This window comes from Chryseobacterium indologenes (assembly GCF_001295265.1).
Classification (GTDB): Bacteria; Bacteroidota; Bacteroidia; order Flavobacteriales; family Weeksellaceae; genus Chryseobacterium; species Chryseobacterium indologenes_A.
This window is the reverse complement of the sequence record NZ_LJOD01000007.1, coordinates 152,021-173,448: the sequence shown is the minus strand read 5'-3', so window position 1 is coordinate 173,448 and position 21,428 is coordinate 152,021. Positions and strand designations below refer to the sequence as shown.

The following is a 21,428-nucleotide window of genomic DNA, read 5'->3' as shown; positions in this document are numbered from 1 at the left end:
TTAACACTATATGCAGCCATTAAAACAAATACAATCCCGCGCAGTTCCGCTGCCGGCAGAAAATATAGATACAGATCAGATTATTCCTGCGAGGTTTCTTAAAAGCATAGACCGGAAAGGTTTTGGGGAAAATCTGTTCAGGGACTGGAGGTTTAATAGTAATACAGGGGAACCTGATCCGGAGTTCGTCCTGAATAATCCCGGATACAGCGGTGAAATCCTTATTGCAGGAAATAATTTCGGATGCGGAAGCAGCAGGGAACATGCCGCATGGGCATTGACGGACTACGGTTTTAAAGTTATTATATCCAGTTACTTTGCCGATATTTTTAAAGGAAATGCCCTGAATAACGGCCTTCTCCCTGTAAAGGTCTCTGACGGGTTCCTGAAAGACATTTTAAAAAATATTACAGAAAATCCTGATACTGAAATCACAGTGGATGTGGAACAGCAAACCATCAGTTGCCAAGGGAAAACTGAGACCTTTGAACTCGATCCTTATAAAAAAATATGCCTTCTTAACGGCTATGACGATATTGATTTTTTAATCAGCAAAAAACAGGCGATAGAACAATTTGAACTAAAAACACAAAAGTATGAGCAAAAGACAGTTTAAAATAGCGGTGCTTCCCGGTGACGGAATCGGCCCTGAAGTGATTGGGGAAAGCATCAAAGTACTGGATGCCATAAGTGAAGTTTTCCAATGTGAATTCCACGCAGAATACGGACTGATTGGGGCAGAAGCTATTTTTAAAACGGGAGATCCTTTACCGGAAGAAACTTTGCAGATTTGTAAAAATTCGGACGCTGTATTATTCGGAGCCATAGGGGATCCGGTTTTTGATAATGATCCTGATGCGAAGGTGAGACCGGAGCAGGGGCTGCTGAAGCTCCGTAAGGAATTAGGTCTTTTTGCCAATATAAGACCCCTGAAAACATATTCCTCCTTGATTGAAAAAAGTCCTTTGAAAAGAGAAATTATTGAGGGGACAGATATTCAGATTTTCAGAGAGCTGGTGAGCGGAATCTATTTCGGAGAAAAATTTACCGATCCGGAAGGTGCTTATGCCTATGATGTCTGCAGGTATAGCCGTGAAGATATTATTCCGATTGTTCATATGGCTTTTAAAGAAGCGGAAAAGAGGAATAAAAAACTTACGCTTATTGACAAGGCCAACGTTCTGGATACCTCAAGACTCTGGAGAAAGATTTGCCAGGAAACTACTTCTCAGTATCCGGATGTTAAGCTGGATTATCTGTTTGTAGACAATGCGGCCATGCAGATGATCCTTAATCCCGGACAGTTTGATGTGATCCTTACAGAGAATATGTTTGGAGATATTATTTCAGATGAGGCAAGTGTAATCGGCGGGTCCATCGGGCTTCTTCCGTCTGCCTCCATTGGTGAAGAGAATGCGCTTTTTGAGCCTATACACGGTTCCTATCCCCAGGCAAAAGGCAAAGGTATTGCCAACCCTGTAGCTTCTATTCTGAGTACAGCCATGATGCTTGATCATCTTGAACTTCACGATGCAGCTGACAAGTTAAAAAGGGCTGTAGAACATGCCATAGAAAACAAATATGTTACAGTAGATCTCAATGCCGAACAGCATTATTCCACACAGGAAGTGGGACGTTTTATTGCTGATTATATCCGGTATTCTGAAAAATCCTATTATAATTTTGAAAACATCAAAATCGGAAAATCAACAATTGTATAGACACCACAGTCCATATTTAATAATAGATTAGAAAGAAAGGTTCTGCTCAGGCGGAACCTTTTGATTTTCTTTTAGGCATAAATGTCAGAATTTTATCAGTGAATTCGCGGACATATGAAACATAGGAGTTTTTCCATAGATTTTACAGGTATAAAGATCTGTAGGGTCTGCTGTATCCCTGAAGATAAAAATAAGATGATTGGCTATAAAATTAAAAAGGCTCTGCCATTGAGACAGAACCTTTAATTTTTATTTTTCCGTGTTATCCGTTTTTCCCGATTTATTTTTGGAAGACTTCTGAACATCTTCCTTATTTATATCTGGCGGATTCGTCTTTTCTGATGATGCAGGAATATTCTGAAAATCCTGATTCTGCTTTTTCGTTTCTGCTGAATTTGCAGATTCTTTCTTTTTGTGATTACCTTCTGAATTCATAGCTTCTATATTTTTAGAGTCCTAAAATACCGAGTTTGCCGGTTTTATCTTCTATAGTATAATTCAAAGCTTTTGCCAAAACGAAAATATTATTCAGATTTTCCATTAATTGTTTACGTCCTTCAGTTCGCAGCTGGTTCTGATCAATAGATTTTATAGCAGTTTCCTTGGCTTTCTGGGTTACGTTCTTAATATCTTTTTCAGAAATTCTGTTGAAGAAAGAATCATCCAGAGACTGAATTTCAACGTTTGGGGTAATTCTTATATCGGCATCAGGAAGTTCGGTAATGATCAGCTTTTTGTTGATAGAATCCACTTCTATCTTCATTTTGTTCAGATCATAGGAAACCTGAGCATTGGTTTTTGTATACGTAATGATGCTGTTGCTTGAAACTTCCTTCCCAAACACTTCATAACCCATTTTGGTTTTCTGCATACTGGAAGTGTTCTGTTCCATCACTACCATTTTATTCATCTTGGAGATCTGATTAGTCAGGATATAATAATCTGACTGTTCCGTTTTTCCACCGAGATTCAGACATGATTTAAGACCGAAGAACAGAATCAGCATAGCAAGAACTCCTGCTGCAAACGATATGATTACCTTATAATTTCTCAACTTATTTGCCAAAAATTTCTTTAATTACAGAACCGTCATCTTTTTTCAGGATTTCAACCAGATCTCTTTCAATATAACCGGTTGTAGGCATTTCAATAATTCTTCCGATTTCTTTTCCGTATTTTTCTACAATAATGGTAGGAACCTTCTGAATGTTATAACGGACTTCTTCCCCGTCGGGAGACTCCTTTTTCCTGTTTACGGCAATAATGGTCATTTTATTGTCCGGGTATTTCAGCTCTTCCAGAATTCTCATCAGTCTTGGAAAATCTCTGTGGCTGTCTTCACACCATGTTCCCATGAAAACAACAAGGGAATAAGTGTTTAATTTTGCCTTTTTCAGCTCGCTGATCGCTTTCTGGTCAAGAGCATATTCATCATGTTCCTTTACATACCAGTCTGCATACGGAGCTTTTAAAAACTGATCTTTCAGCTGATTTCCCAAAAGCATTTTACCGTCATTCTGAGTCTCTACTTCACGGTTTACCACCACTTTTTGAGCGCTGAACTGCTGGGCTGCCAGGGCGATACTTGAAACGGCAACAATCTTTGTAATAAATTTCTTCATATTATTTTTCGATAATTGTTTTCAGATCTGCAGGGGAGTAGTATTTGTTTTTTAATACTTTATGATCCGCCTTTCTGTAAACATTGAACTTTTCTCCAGACTTTTCATAAAAAGACTCTACTTCCTTTGCTTTATAAAACTCAACGGTTTCCTGTGCCTGTTCTTCATTATCACAAGCCTTCGACATATTGGAACGCTGAACTTCGTTGAATAGCTCTACAAATTTACTGCCAAGTCCGAATTCAAGTACCGCACCGCTTAAAACATACTGAAGATCACACAGAGCATCAGCAATTTCTACAATATTATTATCGGCAATAGCCTGCTTCAGCTCATTAAGTTCTTCCTGTAAAAGTTCTACTCTAAGATTGCATCTTTCAGGTGAAGGAATTTGCGGAGTATCTAAAATAGGGGCTTTGAAAGTAGTATGGAATTCTGCTACTTGGTTCAGGCTGTCAATTTTATCCATGAAATTTTTTATTTACGCAAAGATAGAAAACGATTTGTAAATGGGGAAATTCTACTGTGATAATCGTGCCGTCAATAAGCAGTGAGCTGTGTTTTAATAATTTGATGAGAGCTTAAGTCTTAAAAATAGTTTGTGAAGAATTCAGGGGCCTATAACTTTCTTACAAATAGACAGTTGTTTTAATATCAATAAAACCTGTTCAATCTGCTCATCTGCCAGCAATAAAAAATCCACAGCATAGAACGGTGGATTTTATTTTTGATTGTTTGTCAATAGCATTCAATATCAATGCCTTATTTCCTCATATTTCCATATGCCTGAAATCTGTAATACAGTTAGTCCGGGCTGTTTTTCTCCATAGCTAAATATGCCGATATACTTTGCAGGACAGGTTTTACAGCTGGTTCCGAAATATAAAGTGGGTAAATTTCCTACGGTCAGTTCTCCGAAATGAAGCATCTCTTGCGGGGTTGCAGCAGCCATTCCATTTTGCAGCAATGCGTTTTTAGATAGTATTTTATCTTCATGATACAGCTGGAAAACAGGAAATCCGGATTGATAGGGAATGATTTCAACTGTGTTTTCATGACTGCAGTCACAGCAGATGAATTTTGCCATAACCGAAGGGCTGGTTTCATCATTGGTGAAAGTGCTCTTTTCAATGAGGGCTTTTTTGCTGATGCTTATTTTTGTTGATATTGAATACATTTAAATGTTTTTTATTGCTGAATAACCGTACCTGCCAGATTGTTATATTTTCCGCTTGGACTTTTCTTGATGGTAATTTTTACATATCCTTCTGCTGCCAGTTTATTCCATGTCTTCTGGTAGCCCGTAGCAGGATCAATCGGGATTTTCCACATGGTCTGTCTGCCATTTCCAGCCTGATTAAACCACGGAATAATATCTGCCGTCTGAGACTGGAAAGGTAATGAATTCAGAACATCTATTTCATAATAAAAATCATATTTGTTTTCCGGCTGGTTCAGGGCTCTTTGGGTGAAGGTGTAGGTATATCCGTTAATGATCGGACTTGTGAAACTTCCTCCCAGAGTGGGGATTCCGGTTCCGTCATAGTTTCCGATGGCTCCGCTGTACCGGTCAAATTTTTGTCCAGCCAGGATAGGAACATCATCTACAATATTATAACCTCCATTGGCCGGAGGCCATCCTCCATTCAGGTTATTACCCGTGAAAAAGTATTCCATTTCAGTCCATCTGCCCTGCTTGTAAAGATCAAAAACGTAATTTCTGGCTTCGGATCCTACTGCTCCGACCGGATCATACGTGGCTGCAAGTTCATCCGCATTTTTATAGAATACATGCGTAACGTTTCCTGTGTTTTCATCTTCTCTGTCTGAGCTGCAGGCCATTGAGAAAAAGGCCATTGAGAAAAATAAAATGTACTTAAATAAATGTTTCATATAAATAATTTAAATTATGTAATGATTTAATTAAGTATTTAAGAGAGAAGAATGTCTACAGAACCGGCAGGTTTTATGATATTTTTAACCGTTTAAAGTGTACTTCAGATGACCGCAGTTAATTTTCAGGAAACAGTAACCATAGAGATCAGCTTCAGTATTCCCTTAAATACCTTTGGGTAAACAGTACAATGAATAGGCATTTGAGTTGTAAATTTAAATCAAAAAAATACATTATTGTGAATTTTATTCATATAAATTACGATTGATGTATTAATTGTGTTAATAATATAGCTTTTAATATATATTATTTGAATACATTGATTGTACAATAAAAAGACCGCTCAATAATTGAACGGCCTTTCACATCGTAGTATAAAAAATGGTTATTAATTCTTGATGAATCTTTTAGAGATTTCTCCAATCTGGATCATATAAGCTCCTTTGATAAGACTGCTTACATTCACGCTTCCTCTGTCCAGCTTTCCTGAATTGATGAGTTTTCCACCCATATCAAATATTTTGTAATCCTCGGAAGAAGTATTTGAAATATGCATGATATCTTTTACAGGATTTGGATACAGTTTAATATCGGTGATCAGATTTTTTGTATCAGAAAGGTCTCCTCTTCCTGAAGAAACAATATTAAGCGTATAATCTTCTACCTGTCCATAAGTATAGGCTTCACATGATGACGTTGGAATAGAGCTGTATTTCATCATTACTCTCATTCTTGTAGAACCAATGGCTGCGGTTGCAGGAATAGTAATGCTTCCCGTTACCGGAGTTGTGGTAGAGCCTGCTTTAGACCATGCTAATTCTCCGCTGTCGGTAAAATCACCATCTCCGTTATAGTCTATATACACTGCATAAGCTTCACTATATTTGGTTGAAGTCCATACAGGAGTTATAGAAATGGTGTAAGAGCTTTCTCTGGTAACATTGGTAGAAACAGATGTGAAGTTTTCATAGCCTGCAGTTCCTGTTGAGGTATTATTGATAGTTCCGAATTTTACATTTCCAATTCTTTCATCTGCGGTATTGCTGGCTGATGAAGAGCAGTAGGTTACCGTACCTCCTGAAAGTGTTGTTACACTTACGGTATTGCTGGAAGGAGATGTATTTCCGGCGGCATCTTTAGCTTTTATACTGAAATTGTAAGTGGTTGCAGGGCTTAAGCCTGTTACAGTATAAGTTGTAGAGGCTGTATTTCCAATCACAGAACCGTTCATATACACATCATATCCTGTTACGGCTACGTTATCAGTAGCTCCGCTCCATGAAAGATTGGTACTTGTGGCTGTTGTTCCGGAAGCTGCAAGGGTAGGAGCAGTAGGGGCAACAGTGTCTGTTCCGCCTGAGCCTGCATTTACAGTAATATTGGCATTGTTGACGTCAAAGAAAATATGGTTTGACCCTTTTACCATCAATCTTCCGGTTGTTGTAGATGAATTCGGAATGGTTACCGCCTGAGATCCGTCGTTTGGTGTTCCGGACAGAAGAGTAGTCCATGTATTACCGTTGTCTGTAGACCAAAGAATATCCACATTAGCTGCGTTTACTCCATTGGCTGTAGTTCCGGCTACGTTCCATGTTACAGTTTGAGAACTTCCGCCTGCGTAGGTTGTGGCTGAATTTTGTGAGGTGATGCTGAAAGGACCTGCTGTTCCGTTAACGGTAATTACCGCATCGTCTGAATTGTTTCCGGCACCTCCGGCTCTGTTATCCCGAACCGTAAATCTGAAATTCAGTGTTCTGGCTACATTAGATAAGGCCTCTACTGTAATTTCGGATCCTGCAGTAGTTGTTGCTCCGGTAAGGATAGAAGCCATTCTTGGAAAATATCTTACAGGAGAAACGGTTGGAGCCCATGATCTGAAAGTAGGTCCTGAAGCTTTTGTGGCACTTGCGGCAGAGCTGGCCCCGGTTTGCGAAGACGAAGCATTATCCATCTGTTCCCAGATGTAAGTGAGTGAGTCCCCGTTCGCATCTGTTCCTGTTCCGGTCAGCATGAAAGGTGTGCCTTTTGGAATCGTATAATCAAGGCCGGCGTTTGCTGTAGGAATGGAGTTTCCTGTAGAGGTGCTTACCGGACAGGTTTTAGCTTTAATATTATTGGTAATCTGCTGAATACTCACTGCATGGAAAAATGCATCTGAGTGTGGCTGTACATCCTGTGCTGTAATTCCTGCGTATCCCATAATGGTTGATCCGGAACCTGGTTCCATATTGACACCTGTTCCTTCATTTCCATGAGAGAACGTGTGATTTCCTCCAAACTGGTGCCCCATTTCATGGGCTACATAATCAATATCAAAATTATCACCGGAAGGAATGCCGTCTGCCGGAGAAGTGTAGCCGCTTCCTTTTGATCCGTTGGTACAGATACAGCCGATACATCCTGCATTCCCGCCGCCTCCGGAAGCCCCGAACAGGTGTCCGATGTCATAATTTGCTTCACCAATTACCGAGGTCAGGGTACTTTGAAGCTGGGAATTCCAGCTACTCATTCCTGAAGCTGCAGAGTAAGGGTCTGTAGAAGCGTTGGTGTAAATAACAGCGTCATTATTGGCAATAAGAACCATTCTTGCAGCGAAGTCTTTTTCGAAAACGCCGTTTACGCGGGTCATGGTTGTGTTCATGGCGGCTAGTGCATTAGCTTTGGTTCCGCCGAAATAGGTGGTATATTCTCCTGTGCAGGATAGTGCAAGTCTGAATGTTCTTAATTTGGCATCATCTGCATTAGGTCTTGCAGCAAGACCTGCATTGGAAACACCTTTCTGTGCAACATCAATTACCGTACATTCAAATTTGCTTAGATCGTCTTTTTTATCAGACTTTTTGTAAACCACATACGTAGAAAGATCTTTTGTATAGGGTTCAATAAAAACAGCGGACCTGTCGCCGTAAATTTCCATGGAAGACAGACCTAGCGGAGAAACGCTGAAGTAAACGGTAGAGTTCGGGTCACTTAAACCTTCTCCAACATAAGATTTGATATCCGGATATTTTGCCGCAAGCTGAGGATCAAAATTGGAATGCTCTCTTACTTTGAAGTTTTCCATTTTTCCTTCAGAATTAGGAAACGAAATAATGATTTCTGATTTTTCTCCCGGAGCAAGCCTTTTAGGTGCTTTGGCCAGTACGTTTTTCAGTCCGTTGATGTCCAGGCTGTAAACCTTAGGGTTGCTGATATTGGTTTTGTTTTCAAAAACCTCTGAAGAAACTTTTTTAGAACCTTCAGTCCATAGACGGTCTGTCTGCGCGAATGAGATACCTGTAATAAGAAGCATCCCAATCATGGAGAATTGTTTTTTCATATTAATTATTTGTTTTGATTGTGGAATATCAAAGCTAATAAAATTTATATTACGAAAAACAAATTTATTTAAGAAAATTTTAGATAATTCGTTTAAAATATTATGCAATACATTGAATGTAATTGAAAATATATTATCTCTGAAAAAGAAAATAGCATACGCAAAATACGTATGCTATTCATTTATTGATGAAATATTTCTAATTATTTGGTAATATCTCTTCCGATTACCAATCTCTGAATTTCTGAAGTACCCTCACCGATGGTGCACAGTTTTGAGTCTCTGTAGAATTTCTCAGCAGGGAAGTCTTTAGTATATCCGTAACCCCCGAAGATCTGAACAGCATTGTTGGAAATTCTTACACACGCCTCAGAAGCATATAGCTTAGCCATTGCCCCTTCCTTAGTCATTTTTTGTTTTGCATTTTTAAGAGTTGAAGCTCTCTGAATAAGAAGTTCTGCAGCATCAATTTCTGTTGCCATATCAGCAAGCATAAAGTTAATCGCCTGGAATTCAGAAATTGATTTTCCGAACTGGTGTCTTTCTTTGGCATATTTTAAAGCTGCTTTGTATGCTCCTCTTGCTGTTCCTAAGCTTAAAGCAGCGATGGAGATTCTTCCTCCGTCAAGAATTTTCATTGCCTGCTTGAATCCTTCACCTACTTCTCCAAGACGGTGGGAATCCGGTACGCGTACGTTATCGAAAATAAGCTCTGCGGTTTCAGAGGCACGCATTCCTAATTTATTTTCCTTTTTTCCGGAAGTGAATCCCGGCATTCCTTTTTCTAATACGAAAGCTGTGGAGTTATTTTTCGCGCCTTTTTCACCGGTTCTGGTCATTACTACGGCAATATCGCCGGAAATAGCGTGGGTAATAAAGTTCTTAGCCCCGTTGATGATCCATTCATCACCATCTTTCACGGCTGTGGTAGACATCCCTCCGGAATCTGAACCTGTATTGTGTTCTGTAAGTCCCCATGCACCGATTACTTTTCCGGAAGCCAGCTGAGGAAGCCATTTGTTTCTCTGCTCTTCATTTCCGAACTCATATATATGGTTGGTGCAAAGTGAATTGTGTGCAGCTACAGAAAGACCAATAGAAGGGTCTACCTGAGAGATCTCATCCAGGATCGCAACATATTCATGATAGCCAAGACCGGAACCTCCATACTGCTCAGGAACTACAATTCCCATAAAACCCATTTCTCCCAGTTGGTGAAAAAGATCTTTTGGAAACGTCTGGCTCTCGTCCCACTCCATAATATTCGGTCTGATGTTTTTCTCAGCGAATTCTCTTGCTGTTTCAGCTATCATTTTGATGTTGTCAATAGTCTCTGTATTCATATAGATAATAGTTAGTTCCCAAAGATAAATAAATTGAACGAAAGCTAAAAAAAATTATTTTCTCCATAATAGTTTGTTTGCAAAATAGTCGTTTTCAATTTTTTATATTTTAATAATTAATGTTTTTTTAATAAAATTTTCCGAACTTTAAGTGTTTTAATTTACTACTTTAGCCTCCCAATTTTTAAGGTATGAAAAAACTGCTATTTCCTGTTATCTTAATATCGTCATTTCTGTCTGCCCAGGCACCGGCAGGATATTACGACGGAACAGCCGGACTTACAGGCTATGCCCTGAAGACAAAGCTGCACGATATTATTGCAGCGAAGAATATTAACTGGCATTATGGTGATCTTCAGAATTACTATAACCAGACTGATCTTGACAAGTATTATGATCACGATGCTTCCAATACAACGCTACTGCTGGATATTTATTCTGAAATCCCTTCAGGACCGGATGCTTATGAGTATACAAGCATTCAGATGATCGGGAGTTCCGGAGGTGAAGGCGAAGGATGGAACAGGGAGCACATGATGCCTCAGAGTACGTTTTACAGTAATTATCCAATGTATTCGGATCTGTTTTATGTAGTTCCTACCGATGCCAAAATCAACCAGCTGAGAAGTAATTTCCCATATGGGATAATTAATTCTACGGTTCATTATACTTTTACCAATTCGTCAAAAATAGGCAATAGTGGCATTCCTAACTGGGCGTATGCCGGCAGGGTATATGAGCCGATTCCTGAATTCAGGGGGGATATTGCAAGAAGCCTGCTTTATTTTGCTGTAAGGTATGAAGGAAAATTAGGAACATTCAATTTTAATAACAGCACTAATCCTGCTTCGGACACCAATCCGCTGGATGGTACGGAAGAAAGGGCTTTTGAACCTGCTTATATTGCGATGTTATTACAATGGCACGCTGCGGATCCTGTTTCGGACAGGGAGAGAGACCGTAATAATGCGGTGTATGCTATTCAGAAGAACAGAAATCCTTTTATAGATAATCCTTCCTGGGTCACAGCCATATGGGGGCAGGCTCCTGACACAGTAGCCCCACAGGCTCCGTCTAATCTTGCAGCAGTTCAAACCGGTGCTTATTTTACTACATTGAGCTGGTCTCCCGGTGCAGATGCAGATGTAATCGGGTATAGGGTTTACCAGAACGGGACATTGGTTGCTACAACAAAAGGTAATTCAATAAGTATAGATCACCTGACCCCCTCTACAACCTACAATTTTACAGTAAAAGCATATGATAATGGTTATCTGTCATCTGCTGACAGCAATACATTGCAGGTAACAACTCTGGCTACGGATGTATATGCAAAAGATCTGTATATTTCCAAATATCTGGAAGGAACAGGGAATAATAAAGCTCTTGAAATTACCAACAGAACAGGCCATCCTGTCAATTTAAATAATTACCGCATTTCTATCCAGCTGCCAAGCGGCTCGAATTACTATTTTCCAGCTCCTTATGAACTGGAAGGTATTGTTCAGAATAATGAAACATTTGTAATTTTAAATCCGGCGGCTGTTTTTTCTTGCTATGATATTAATCAGGCACAATTTGTAACAGCAGCTCCGCAGATGACTTTCAACGGTAAAAATTACATAGAATTAAGGTATAAATCTTCCAGTGTTGATGCTATAGGAGTGGTAGGGCAGGATAATACATCAACATTACAAGACCGGTCTTTATATAGAAAGAATACAGTAAGCCAGCCGGTTACTACATTTAACATCAATGAATGGGATGTTCATCCGATGAATTACTGCCAGAATCTTGGCGGAACCTTGTCTGTTACAGATTTAATCGCTGATAACAAGGAATTTAAGATTTATCCGAATCCTGTTTCTGAAAGTTTATTTGTAGCCGGAGAAACAGAAAAAGTAAAAACGGCTCAGATTATTGATTTTTCCGGGAAAGTAATTTACACGGAAAAGGATCCGTTCAGAAATAAGAAGAATATTGCAGTTCAGAATCTTTCTTCAGGTTCTTATTTCCTGAAACTTGACGATAGGGCCTATCAGTTTATAAAAAAATAACAGGATAAGGTTGAAAGACAGGGATTTAAATAGCCCTGATAGCAGCGGTTACCCCGCAGTATGAAGCGGGAAAGCTCTGGTACGAGGAGTATGAGCGGATAGCAGGAAACAGCTCCTTGAAAATAAAAAAACGGTTTTACATTCTTGGTAAGCCTCTTATTTACTGCATAATTGATATAAGCAGAATCACTAATAATTATTATCTATAAGTGTTTCTGCTTATATTTTTTATTTATAAGTAATTATGCTTATATTTGCATTATGATAGCGGTTATTACCGGAGATATTATAAATTCACAGCACGCGGACACGGAAGCCTGGTTAACCAGACTTAAGAATCTTCTGGAAACCTGGGGAAGTTCACCGCTTGTATGGGAAATCTACAGAGGAGACGAATTTCAATTCAAATGCAGCATTGATGATGCTTTCTGGCATTTTCTAGCCATTAAATCACTGATAAAAAGCCAGGAAAATCTGGATATAAGACTTGCCATAGGCATTGGAGAGGAAAGTTTTTCGTCTGATAAGATTACTGAATCTAATGGTACTGCCTACGTACATTCCGGCAGGCTTCTGAAGGATCTGAAAAGCGATGGACACACGGTGGCCATAAAAACCTCCAACGAATCTGTAGACAGGGATCTTAATATTCTTCTGAAATGGTCTACCAAAGATTTTGATAACTGGACCGTTGCAACTGCCGAGATCATTCATGAAATGATCATGAATCAGGACATTACGCAGGAAGATCTTGCCAAAAAATTTGCTATATCACAGTCCTCAGTAAGCCAGAGGCTGAAACGCGCCAACTACGAGCTGATCGTAGAAACCAATCAATATTTTAGAAAGAAAATCTCGGAACTGTAAGCATGATCTTTACTCAACTCATATTGGCACATTTATCCGGAGATTTTATTCTTCAGCCAAATTCATGGGTTGCTGATAAGGAGTACCGTAAGCTGAAAAAGTTCCGGCTTATATCCGTATGCTCTGATTTCAGGCAAAACGGAGCGTATGTGATCGGTCTATTATTGAGTTTCGGAATGATTGACAGGAATTTTAATAAAATAATTTAAATAAATCTAACTAATAAGAATTTTTAGAAATGGAAAAGAAAGAAATGTTGTACGAAGGTAAGGCAAAACAGGTATTTGCAACCGATAATCCTGAGGAAGTAGTAGTTCGTTTTAAGGATGATGCTACCGCATTTAATGCTCAAAAGAGAGGACAGGTGGACCTTAAAGGCGAAATGAACAATGCCATCACCACTCTGATTTTTGAATACTTAAATGAAAAAGGGATTAAAACTCATTTCATTAAACAATTAAACGAAAGAGAACAGCTGGTAAGAAAAGTATCCATCATTCCCCTGGAAATGGTTGTAAGAAATTATTCTGCCGGAAGCATGGCTCAGAGACTAGGAGTTGAAGAAGGCATTAAATCTCCGGTAACCATCTTCGATATCTGCTATAAAAAAGACGAATTGGGAGATCCGCTTATTAATGACCACCATGCTGTTTTCTTAGGAGCAGCTACTTACGAAGAGCTTGATGAAATGTATGAGCTGACTTCTGATATCAACGAAATCCTGATCGATCTTTTTGATAAAATGAACATCATTCTCGTGGATTTCAAAATAGAATTAGGGAAGACTTCTGACGGCGAGATCATCCTTGCTGATGAAATTTCTCCGGATACGTGCAGACTTTGGGATAAAGATACGATGAAGAAACTGGATAAAGACAGATTCAGAAGAGATCTTGGAGAAGTTACTGAAGCGTATGTAGAGATCTATAACAGACTGAAAAACCTACTGGGAAAGTAGTTTAAAAATGATCATTGAAGTTAACCTGTGCTGATTTTCAGTATCTAACGGTTAACTTCTAAATTAGAAAAAATAGAAATGAAAAGTTTAGACATTCATAAAAATGAATATTTAAAACAGTTTAAAGACCAGACCTACGGGCGCAATCTTTTCAGAACACAGGAAGAGGAAAGGCTGGATGCTCCGAACGAGGAGTGCGGTATTTTCGGAATGTATTCTGACAATGATCTGGATACGTTCTCTTTGTCTCAGTTCGGTCTTTTTGCCCTTCAGCACAGGGGGCAGGAAGCGTGTGGTATTTCCGTTCTGAAAAACGGAAAGATCACCAATATGAAAGATGAAGGGCTGGTTTTGGATGTTTATAAAGAAATCCAGGAGCCGGAAACCTTTATGGGGAATTCAGCAATCGGGCATACGAGATACACCACAGCAGGGGATAAAAAGAAATATAATTTCCAGCCGTTCTTTGCGAAAAACGAATATGACCAGATTATTCTTTCCATTGCGCATAACGGGAATCTTACCAATGCAAAAGAACTGAAAGCTGAGCTGGAAGCTGAAGGAGTGGTTTTCAGAGCAACATCAGATTCTGAAGTTATTCTGAGGCTTATTCAGAAGAACCTTGATTTAGGCCTTCGGGGAGCCATTAAAGCTACAATGGAAAAGATTGAGGGTGCTTATTCCGTAGTGGGAATGACGAGAAATAAATTCTTTGCCTTCAGGGATTTCAACGGAATCAGACCTTTGGTTCTGGGTGCCATTGATGAGAAATCTTATGTGGTAGCTTCCGAATCAGTAGCTTTGGATGCTGTAGGAGCTCAGTATGTGCGTGATATTCTGCCGGGAGAGATTATTTACACCAATGAAAATGAACCCGGAAAGCTGCACTCTTACATGGTGGATGAAAAGAAAGGAAAACAGAGAATATGCTCATTTGAGTATATTTATTTTGCAAGACCTGACTCTTCATTAGAAAACATCAATGTATATGAGATCAGGGAAAAATCCGGTGAGAAGATCTGGGAGCAGGCTCCGGTAGAAGCAGATGTGGTGATAGGAGTTCCTGATTCGGGAGTTCCTGCAGCAATTGGCTTCTCAAAAGCTTCAGGAATACCATTCCGTCCCGTACTGATTAAAAACAGGTATATCGGAAGAAGCTTTATCGTTCCTACACAGGAGATGAGAGAAAGAGTTGTCAATCTTAAGCTAAACCCGATTATCTCTGAAATTAAGGATAAAAGAGTAGTTATTATTGATGATTCCATCGTAAGGGGAACAACTTCCAAAAGACTGGTGAAAATCCTGAAAGATGCAGGGGTAAAAGAAATTCACTTCCGAAGTGTTTCTCCACCAATTATTGCACCTTGCTATCTCGGAATTGATACACCGTCCAAAGATGATCTGATTTCTGCCAACATGTCTACAGAAGAGCTCAGAGACTATCTTGGAGTAGATTCTTTAGAATTTTTAAGCACAGAGAATCTGAAAGAGATCTTAGGATCTTCCAATCACTGCTTCGGATGCTTTACGGAAGAATATCCGGTAGGAAAAGGAGAGGAGGTAGAATTATTTAATTAATAATTTACTTTAAATAGAATGAAAGGCCTGATTTAACATGTTAAATCAGGCCTTTGCTATTGGGTTAAAAAATTGGTTTTCTTTCTTTTAGAATTTGTAGTTTAGTCCTAACTGGAAAACTCTGTTGTTATTTTCAGCAGCGGGTACACTTTTATCAATCTTGGTAAGACTGTTTACGTATCTTGCATTAATTCCGATATTGGAAGTAATATCATATCCTAAACCTAGTCCTAAACCGAAATTGAATCTGTTGATATTATCCTTATTAAGGTCTTCAGAATGAGACTGTGTCTGAGTGGTGGTAATTCCTCCTGTAGTACTGGCTACAGTAGCTTCACCTTTGTTCTTACCGTTGATAAAATAGCTGAATTCCGGCCCAGCTTCTACATAGAACTTATCAGTAGGCCTCATCTGAACCATTAGCGGAACGGAAATATAATTCATCGTTAATTTATCCTGTCCTTTGGTTTTTACCGTAGTGGCTCCTGCCGTTTCTTCTGTAGAATAAGCTACATCCCTTGCCCCCATCTGGTTATACAAAACCTCTGGCTGGAAGCTGAATTGCTTTGAAATGGGAATATTAACAAATGCTCCTGCATGAAAGCCTAGTTTCTGGCTGTTCAAACCAAAGCTTTGCTGGCTGAACTGAGCTGAGTTTCCTCCTGCCTTGATCCCGAATCTGATGGGTTGTGTTTCCTTTTTGATGGGTTCCTGAGTTACAGTTTTTGTTTCCTGCGCAAAAGTCAGAGTGCCAGCAGCGGCTGCCAGCCCTAGAAATAACTTCTTCATAATTTTATTTTTTTATTTTACTACTTTACTTCTTATCTGATTTTTCAATCAGACTTCATGTAATTTGCAAAAGCCTTGCCAAACTTTGAAAATCCTTATCTGTAGGCCTTTGGCGGTGATTTTGGATGTGGGTTTTTGTGATTTTTTCTTTCGTTTTTATAAAATATTGATGGCCGTAACCAGTTTTTTTTGAAGAATTTTCTGCTTTCAAAAGCATTCGCTTGGTTTATTTTAATGAAGAAATTCTGCCAATAAAAATGCCGGAACTTTTCCGGCATTGATTCCTAACAACAGGATTTTAATTAATTTATATACAGTGTCACATCTGAAACAGATTATAGTTTTTATCAGATAGACCATATTTTCTTTGCTTTTTCATACAGAAATTGTGCTCTTTCTTCAATAGTCTGTTCATTCCACTGATCCAGAATCAGATACCGGCTTATGGTTTCAAGTCCGGCTGAATATGTATTTAACCCCTGTTTATCTCCTTTTCCTTTTCTTTTAACATTCCAGTTAGCATCCCGGATGGCTGAGTTTAGATTTTGTGTAATGATGGTCAGATTTCCTAAAGTCAGCAACTTTCTGTTGCGCTTCATTTTATCTTCCTGGCTGGTTAGTTTACCCCAATGATTTTCCCATTTTTTAGGCATAAGATGTTCCAGGCTGTATTTGCTGATTCCCAGAAGCTGTGTAGACTGTAAACTTCTGTTACGTATTTTAGATTCGATGAAATATAAAATTCCTGCAGATTGCTTGTTGATGAGGTAAGAATTTCTGAAACCGTCTTTAAGCTCTTTATCTGAAGGCAGGAAGTTAACTTTATCAGCCTGACCTTCCAGAAATTCCAGAAACTGTTTTTTAGATAGGATTTCATGATTGATCAGTCTGTCTGTAAAAAGCTGATTATAATTCTTGGTGGTAGCATGAACAGCCATTCTTCGCATAATGAAAGTTTCAAGGAAATCAAATAATTCATTCCTTTCGTTATCTTTTGTAACATTTTTAAGAATGTAGAGTACATAAGGAATCAGGGTAGAAGTATCCAGTCCAAAAATAATTGCATTAATTCTTTCTATTCCGGATTCGTTGGTAAGTTCATTTTCTATAATATCGAAATCAAAGTTTTCCTGAAAGATTAATGCATAGTCTTTTATTTCGGCAAGTATAGTTTTTTTTGTCATTGTTCAGATAATTTTTGATAAAGCTTTTATAGGATTCAAACAAATGCTCAACTTTTGAAAATTCTATTTTGTCTTCAGTTTTTACATTAAGCGTTTTGTCCTGAATTTTAATCTGAAGATAAGAAAAGAAAAACAGGTCAATGAATGTTCTTTTTGACCTTCCGGTTGTAATTTCTTTATCCCAATAGTTCTTGGCTTCATCATCCTTTTCAAAAATATTTTTCCAGTAAGTATGATAGGCTGAAATTTCATCTCTGTTAAAAAAATAATTTTTCAGCAGTTCAGCAGTGGTCAGTTTAACGCCCAGTGAATTGATGGTGTCAAAAATCTGTTGTTCATCTTCATTTTCATCCAGATCAATACCCACAAATAAAATTTTCGAGAGAATATTGTTAATATCCAGTTTGTCCGCATTCATATTCTCTTTAAAATAGAGATATGCTTTTGTGATATTATCCGTTCCCTTCAGGTCTTTCAATTCTTTCAGATTCATTACTTGCTCATAAGCATCAATATCATTGTGATTATGCTGTATGGCAATTAGATCTCTCAGCTTAAACATTCTGTTGTACTCATAATCATCACCCGTATATAACGAAAGTACTTTGAAAAATATGGATAAGGTTGTGAGACGCTGTTGTCCGTCAATGAGAGTTCTTTTATCTCCGACTCTGCTCCCTGTTGCTGTGGGCTGCTGCTTTAATATGACGGAACCTAGAAAATAAGGCTTATTCGCAAAGCTTATATTTTCCATGTCTTCTAAAAGTCTTTCCCATTGCTCTTCTCCCCAAACATAGGCTCTTTGAAAAAAGGGAACTTCCAGAACCCTGTTCCCGTTAAAAATGTCGTTAATTGTTCTTTTTCCTGCGTCCATCGTTTTATTTTATATTCAAATCTAAGACGCTTAAGGCAGGCTTCCTTACGGATTCCCGTAATGAATGATCGTTGCTAAATGTTGTGAATTAAAAATGCCGGGCTTCTCAGAAACCCGGCATTTTTTTGAAAATATAGATAATCTTATTTGAATTTATAAACTACTCCTACCTGGAATGCATTGTTTCTGATAGCGTCTCCTGAATTTTCTTTGAATATATCAGTAACTCCAGCTGTAAATCTGGCTGTAACTCCAAAATTATCAGTGAAATAATACCCTGCACCAATTCCGATTCCGAAATTGAACTTATTATAAAGTTCTGTAGGGATTTTATTGGAGAACTTTTCTGTTTTTGTTGTGGTGGTATTACCCGTAGTTTCGGTTAATGTTCTGTCTCCTTTTGATTTTCCACCTAATAATAATCCGAATTCCGGACCTGCTTCTACATAAAGCTGAGGAAGGATGTTATACTGTACCATTACAGGCATTGTTATATAATTTAAGTTTAATTTATAGTCATATTCCTGCTTGAATCTGTAATTGTCTGAATAATAAGTATAGCTGTCTTCAGTTTTTGAACCTAGCTGGCTGAAAAGAAGTTCAGGCTGGATACTGAATTTTTCAGCAATAGGAATATTAGCGAATACCCCTGCATAGACTCCCGCTTTCAGCTTCTGGTCATTGTCATAGTTGTCAGCTTTAGTTAAAGTAGCGGCGCTAAGTCCGGCTTTAACGCCAAAAGTAACAGGAGATGTTGATTTTCCTTTTTCCTGAGCGTAAGTGAAAAGGCTTCCCACAAGAGCTAGTCCTAAAAATAGTTTTTTCATGATTTTTAATTTTGAATACTTGTTTACCATTTTGCAGCAAATGTCTTACCAAAATAGAGGAACTGATAAAAGTCATGTAGAAATGAAAAGGTCAGATTTAAATACTATAAACCTGACCTTTTCTATTGAAATCAAAATTTGTTAAAAGTGAAAATGTATCTGTGAAATTCCCGCATTCATTACATTTCACAGCTGATCTTTTATAGGCAAACTTCTTGCCAAAGTAGGAGCTTGTGAAAAAATCAGGGATAAATTAATTAAGATACTAAAGTCTTATAAACATGAATGATAATCACAAAAAAGCCGGACTAAAAACAGTCCGGTCTTTCTATTGAATATAAAAATTTGTTATTTGTATGAATGTTAAGCTTATTATTTGAATTTATAAGCTAAACCTACTTGGAATACATTGTTTCTAATAGCGTCTCCGGAGTTATTTTTTACAACATCAGTTACCCCAGCGATATATCTTGCTGTAAGACCTAAGTTTTGTGTAAAATAGTATCCAGCACCAATACCGATCCCCAAGTTAAAAGTACTTAAGTTATCTTTATAGTTGTCTGTTGTAGAAGACTGTCCTGTAGATTCGTTTTTGAATTTGTTTTTAGCGCTTACCATAAATCCGAATTCCGGACCCGCTTCTAAATAAAGGTTTGGAAGTGCGTTATACTGGAACATTACAGGTACTGTAATATAGTCTAATTTAGTAGAGTTAGAGAATTTTGTGTTACCTACTCTGTAATCAGACTTTTCACCATATTGCGAGTATAATACCTCAGGCTGGATGCTGAATGAGCTCGCGATTGGGATATTAGCAAATGCACCTGCATTGAATCCGATTTTAGATTTTTGGTCATCTAAACCTTCAGTCTTTGAAAGTGAAGAAACGTTCATACCTCCTTTTACCCCAAATGTAACCGGGTTAGAAGATGAAGTGGTCTGAGCGAGTGCTAATGATCCTGCAGTTACTGCTAATCCTAAAATTAACTTTTTCATAACTTTAATTTTTTAGTATTTTACTATTTCTAATTTTAAATTTTACTACTGTCAACCGTTTACTACTCCGTTTGACGCAGAGTATCTTTCAAATTGCTTGCCAAAAATATTTTTCATGATGAAAGTCATTAAAAAAACTGCTTGTAATGCAAACAGTTTTTATTTTATGTTGTTGATTTAAAGTTTGTTGTGTGTTTATTTAAACAATTGTTTAGAAATGATCTAAATTAATATTCTGCAATAAAATGAATAAAAAGAACAATGATCATTCTAAAAAGAGTTAAGCATTATTCAGATTTCTATAAAAATGCAGTGATTTTAAAATATTTTTCTGGCTGCACTGGTGGTCGTAAGTACATGAGCCGATTCCGGTAAGCAGGGAAAAGTTGATTTTACTATCCGAATTCTTCTTGTCATTAAGCAAAAGCTCCGTAATATCTTCATCGGTGAAGTCACTGATATCCATATAAGGATAATAGCGCTGGATATTCTCAATAATGGCTTGTGCATCTTCTTCAGAGATTAGACCTTCGAGATAGGAGAGATGTGCCTCGGAGATCATTCCCATAGCTACTGCTTCTCCGTGAAGGATAGGATTACCCTGATTCAGGCACAGGCTTTCAACAGCATGACCAATAGTATGGCCGAAGTTCAGTGTTTTTCTGATATTTTTCTCATGAAAATCTTTTTCCACTACCTCCTGTTTAATATCCATAGATGTCTGGATATGCGGAACCAAAGCCTCTATATCCAGTTTGTGGATCTGGATAAGCTGCTCCCAATGCATTTTATCAGCAATTAATCCGTGCTTCAGCATTTCGGCAAATCCGCTTCTCAGTTCTTTAAAAGGAAGGGTTTGTAAAAATTGGGGATAAACAAAGATCTGTTCCGGAAATGCAAACGTCCCCACCATATTTTTATAGTGCATCAGATCTATACCGGTTTTCCCGCCAATGGAAGCATCACACATGGATAAAAGGGTAGTGGGGATATTAATAAACTGAATACCTCTTTTATAAGTAGAAGCAACAAACCCGCCCATATCGGTGATTACTCCGCCGCCAAGGTTAATTACCAGCGCTTTTCGGTCAGCCTGCATTTCTGTCAGGATCTCCCAAAGCTGGTTGGCCGTCTGAATGTTTTTCATTTCCTCACCCGCTTCAATTTCCAGGATTTCAAATCCAAGATCTGTCTCCATATTTCCTAACAATACCGGTAGGCAGTACTCATGTGTATTTTCATCTGCAAGAATAAAAATCTTACTGAATGTTTTTTCGTGCAGGAAATCGTTGAGCTGGGAAAAATTATGATCTAATAGTGTTATCATGAGCCGCTTTTCTATAAAATTAAATTAAAACTATATTGCAAAGTTATGATTCTTAATTTTTAACTCGTAACT

General features: G+C 38.1%; 21 protein-coding genes. 7 read left to right on the top strand and 14 right to left on the bottom strand.

The features are described 5' to 3' along the window. The first annotated feature begins 10 nt into the window (after positions 1-10). Positions 11-616: a 3-isopropylmalate dehydratase small subunit gene (leuD, locus tag AOB46_RS12280; protein WP_062699702.1), complete on the top strand. Its 606-nt coding sequence runs from the start codon at positions 11-13 to the stop codon at positions 614-616. Continuing rightward, on the top strand, positions 597-1,721 hold the full coding sequence (gene leuB, locus AOB46_RS12275; protein ID WP_062699700.1) for a 3-isopropylmalate dehydrogenase: 1,125 nt from the start codon (positions 597-599) through the stop codon (positions 1,719-1,721). The genes leuD and leuB overlap by 20 nt, the downstream gene beginning before the upstream one ends. Positions 1,722-1,970: 249 nt before the next feature. Here leuB and AOB46_RS12270 read toward each other — a convergent pair whose 3' ends face one another. The 8 genes from AOB46_RS12270 to AOB46_RS12235 all read right to left on the bottom strand — a co-directional run bounded on the left by AOB46_RS12270 (position 1,971) and on the right by AOB46_RS12235 (position 9,899). Continuing rightward, positions 1,971-2,156 carry a hypothetical protein gene (locus AOB46_RS12270; RefSeq protein WP_062699698.1) on the bottom strand — a complete coding sequence of 62 codons (186 nt, stop codon included), beginning with the start codon at positions 2,154-2,156 and terminating at the stop codon, positions 1,971-1,973. Positions 2,157-2,169: 13 nt separating this feature from the next. Continuing rightward, positions 2,170-2,775, bottom strand: coding sequence for a DUF4230 domain-containing protein (locus AOB46_RS12265; RefSeq protein WP_062699696.1), 606 nt, complete (start codon positions 2,773-2,775; stop codon positions 2,170-2,172). A 1-nt stretch (position 2,776) separates the two neighbouring features. Then, positions 2,777-3,343, bottom strand: a complete 567-nt coding sequence (locus AOB46_RS12260; RefSeq protein WP_062699694.1) for a TlpA family protein disulfide reductase — start codon at positions 3,341-3,343, stop codon at positions 2,777-2,779. 1 nt (position 3,344) lies between these two features. Continuing rightward, the gene (locus AOB46_RS12255) at positions 3,345-3,812 is read right to left on the bottom strand and encodes a nucleoside triphosphate pyrophosphohydrolase family protein (RefSeq protein ID WP_062699692.1); all 468 of its coding nucleotides are present in this window, start codon (positions 3,810-3,812) and stop codon (positions 3,345-3,347) included. Positions 3,813-4,097: 285 nt separating this feature from the next. After that, on the bottom strand, positions 4,098-4,520 hold the full coding sequence (locus AOB46_RS12250) for a hypothetical protein (protein ID WP_062699690.1): 423 nt from the start codon (positions 4,518-4,520) through the stop codon (positions 4,098-4,100). Positions 4,521-4,531: 11 nt separating this feature from the next. Continuing rightward, positions 4,532-5,236, bottom strand: coding sequence for a glycohydrolase toxin TNT-related protein (locus AOB46_RS12245; RefSeq protein WP_062699687.1), 705 nt, complete (start codon positions 5,234-5,236; stop codon positions 4,532-4,534). 389 nt (positions 5,237-5,625) lie between these two features. Continuing rightward, a complete protein-coding gene (locus tag AOB46_RS12240; protein ID WP_062699685.1) occupies positions 5,626-8,556 on the bottom strand; it encodes a zinc-dependent metalloprotease in 2,931 nt (976 codons plus the stop codon). Positions 8,557-8,759: 203 nt separating this feature from the next. Next, entirely contained in the window at positions 8,760-9,899 is a 1,140-nt protein-coding gene (locus tag AOB46_RS12235; RefSeq protein WP_062699683.1) for an acyl-CoA dehydrogenase family protein, read from the bottom strand. 191 nt (positions 9,900-10,090) lie between these two features. Between AOB46_RS12235 and AOB46_RS12230 the strand changes: the two genes are divergently transcribed. From AOB46_RS12230 to purF, 5 genes are all read left to right on the top strand, one after another. Then, positions 10,091-11,956, top strand: a complete 1,866-nt coding sequence (locus AOB46_RS12230) for an endonuclease (RefSeq protein WP_062699681.1) — start codon at positions 10,091-10,093, stop codon at positions 11,954-11,956. 261 nt (positions 11,957-12,217) lie between these two features. Then, positions 12,218-12,823, top strand: coding sequence for a SatD family protein (locus AOB46_RS12225; RefSeq protein WP_062699679.1), 606 nt, complete (start codon positions 12,218-12,220; stop codon positions 12,821-12,823). Positions 12,824-12,825: 2 nt separating this feature from the next. Continuing rightward, a complete protein-coding gene (locus AOB46_RS24050; protein ID WP_062699677.1) occupies positions 12,826-13,032 on the top strand; it encodes a DUF3307 domain-containing protein in 207 nt (68 codons plus the stop codon). Between the two features lie 29 nt (positions 13,033-13,061). Then, positions 13,062-13,781, top strand: a complete 720-nt coding sequence (purC, locus tag AOB46_RS12215; RefSeq protein WP_062699675.1) for a phosphoribosylaminoimidazolesuccinocarboxamide synthase — start codon at positions 13,062-13,064, stop codon at positions 13,779-13,781. Between the two features lie 78 nt (positions 13,782-13,859). Then, a complete protein-coding gene (gene purF / locus AOB46_RS12210) occupies positions 13,860-15,359 on the top strand; it encodes an amidophosphoribosyltransferase (RefSeq protein ID WP_062699673.1) in 1,500 nt (499 codons plus the stop codon). A gap of 87 nt (positions 15,360-15,446) precedes the next feature. Here purF and AOB46_RS12205 read toward each other — a convergent pair whose 3' ends face one another. From AOB46_RS12205 to aroB, 6 genes are all read right to left on the bottom strand, one after another. Further along, a complete protein-coding gene (locus tag AOB46_RS12205; protein WP_062699671.1) occupies positions 15,447-16,148 on the bottom strand; it encodes a porin family protein in 702 nt (233 codons plus the stop codon). Between the two features lie 347 nt (positions 16,149-16,495). Then, a complete protein-coding gene (locus tag AOB46_RS23850) occupies positions 16,496-17,332 on the bottom strand; it encodes an HNH endonuclease family protein (RefSeq protein ID WP_241489207.1) in 837 nt (278 codons plus the stop codon). After that, positions 17,268-18,206, bottom strand: a complete 939-nt coding sequence (locus tag AOB46_RS23845) for a DUF262 domain-containing protein (RefSeq protein WP_241489206.1) — start codon at positions 18,204-18,206, stop codon at positions 17,268-17,270. The genes AOB46_RS23850 and AOB46_RS23845 overlap by 65 nt, the downstream gene beginning before the upstream one ends. Before the next feature lie 143 nt (positions 18,207-18,349). After that, entirely contained in the window at positions 18,350-19,033 is a 684-nt protein-coding gene (locus AOB46_RS12195; protein WP_062699853.1) for a porin family protein, read from the bottom strand. A gap of 372 nt (positions 19,034-19,405) precedes the next feature. Then, positions 19,406-20,029 (bottom strand): porin family protein, encoded by a 624-nt coding sequence (locus AOB46_RS12190; RefSeq protein ID WP_062699669.1) that lies wholly within the window; start codon positions 20,027-20,029, stop codon positions 19,406-19,408. Between the two features lie 280 nt (positions 20,030-20,309). Then, entirely contained in the window at positions 20,310-21,356 is a 1,047-nt protein-coding gene (gene aroB / locus AOB46_RS12185) for a 3-dehydroquinate synthase (RefSeq protein ID WP_062699666.1), read from the bottom strand. Between the last annotated feature and the right edge of the window lie 72 nt (positions 21,357-21,428).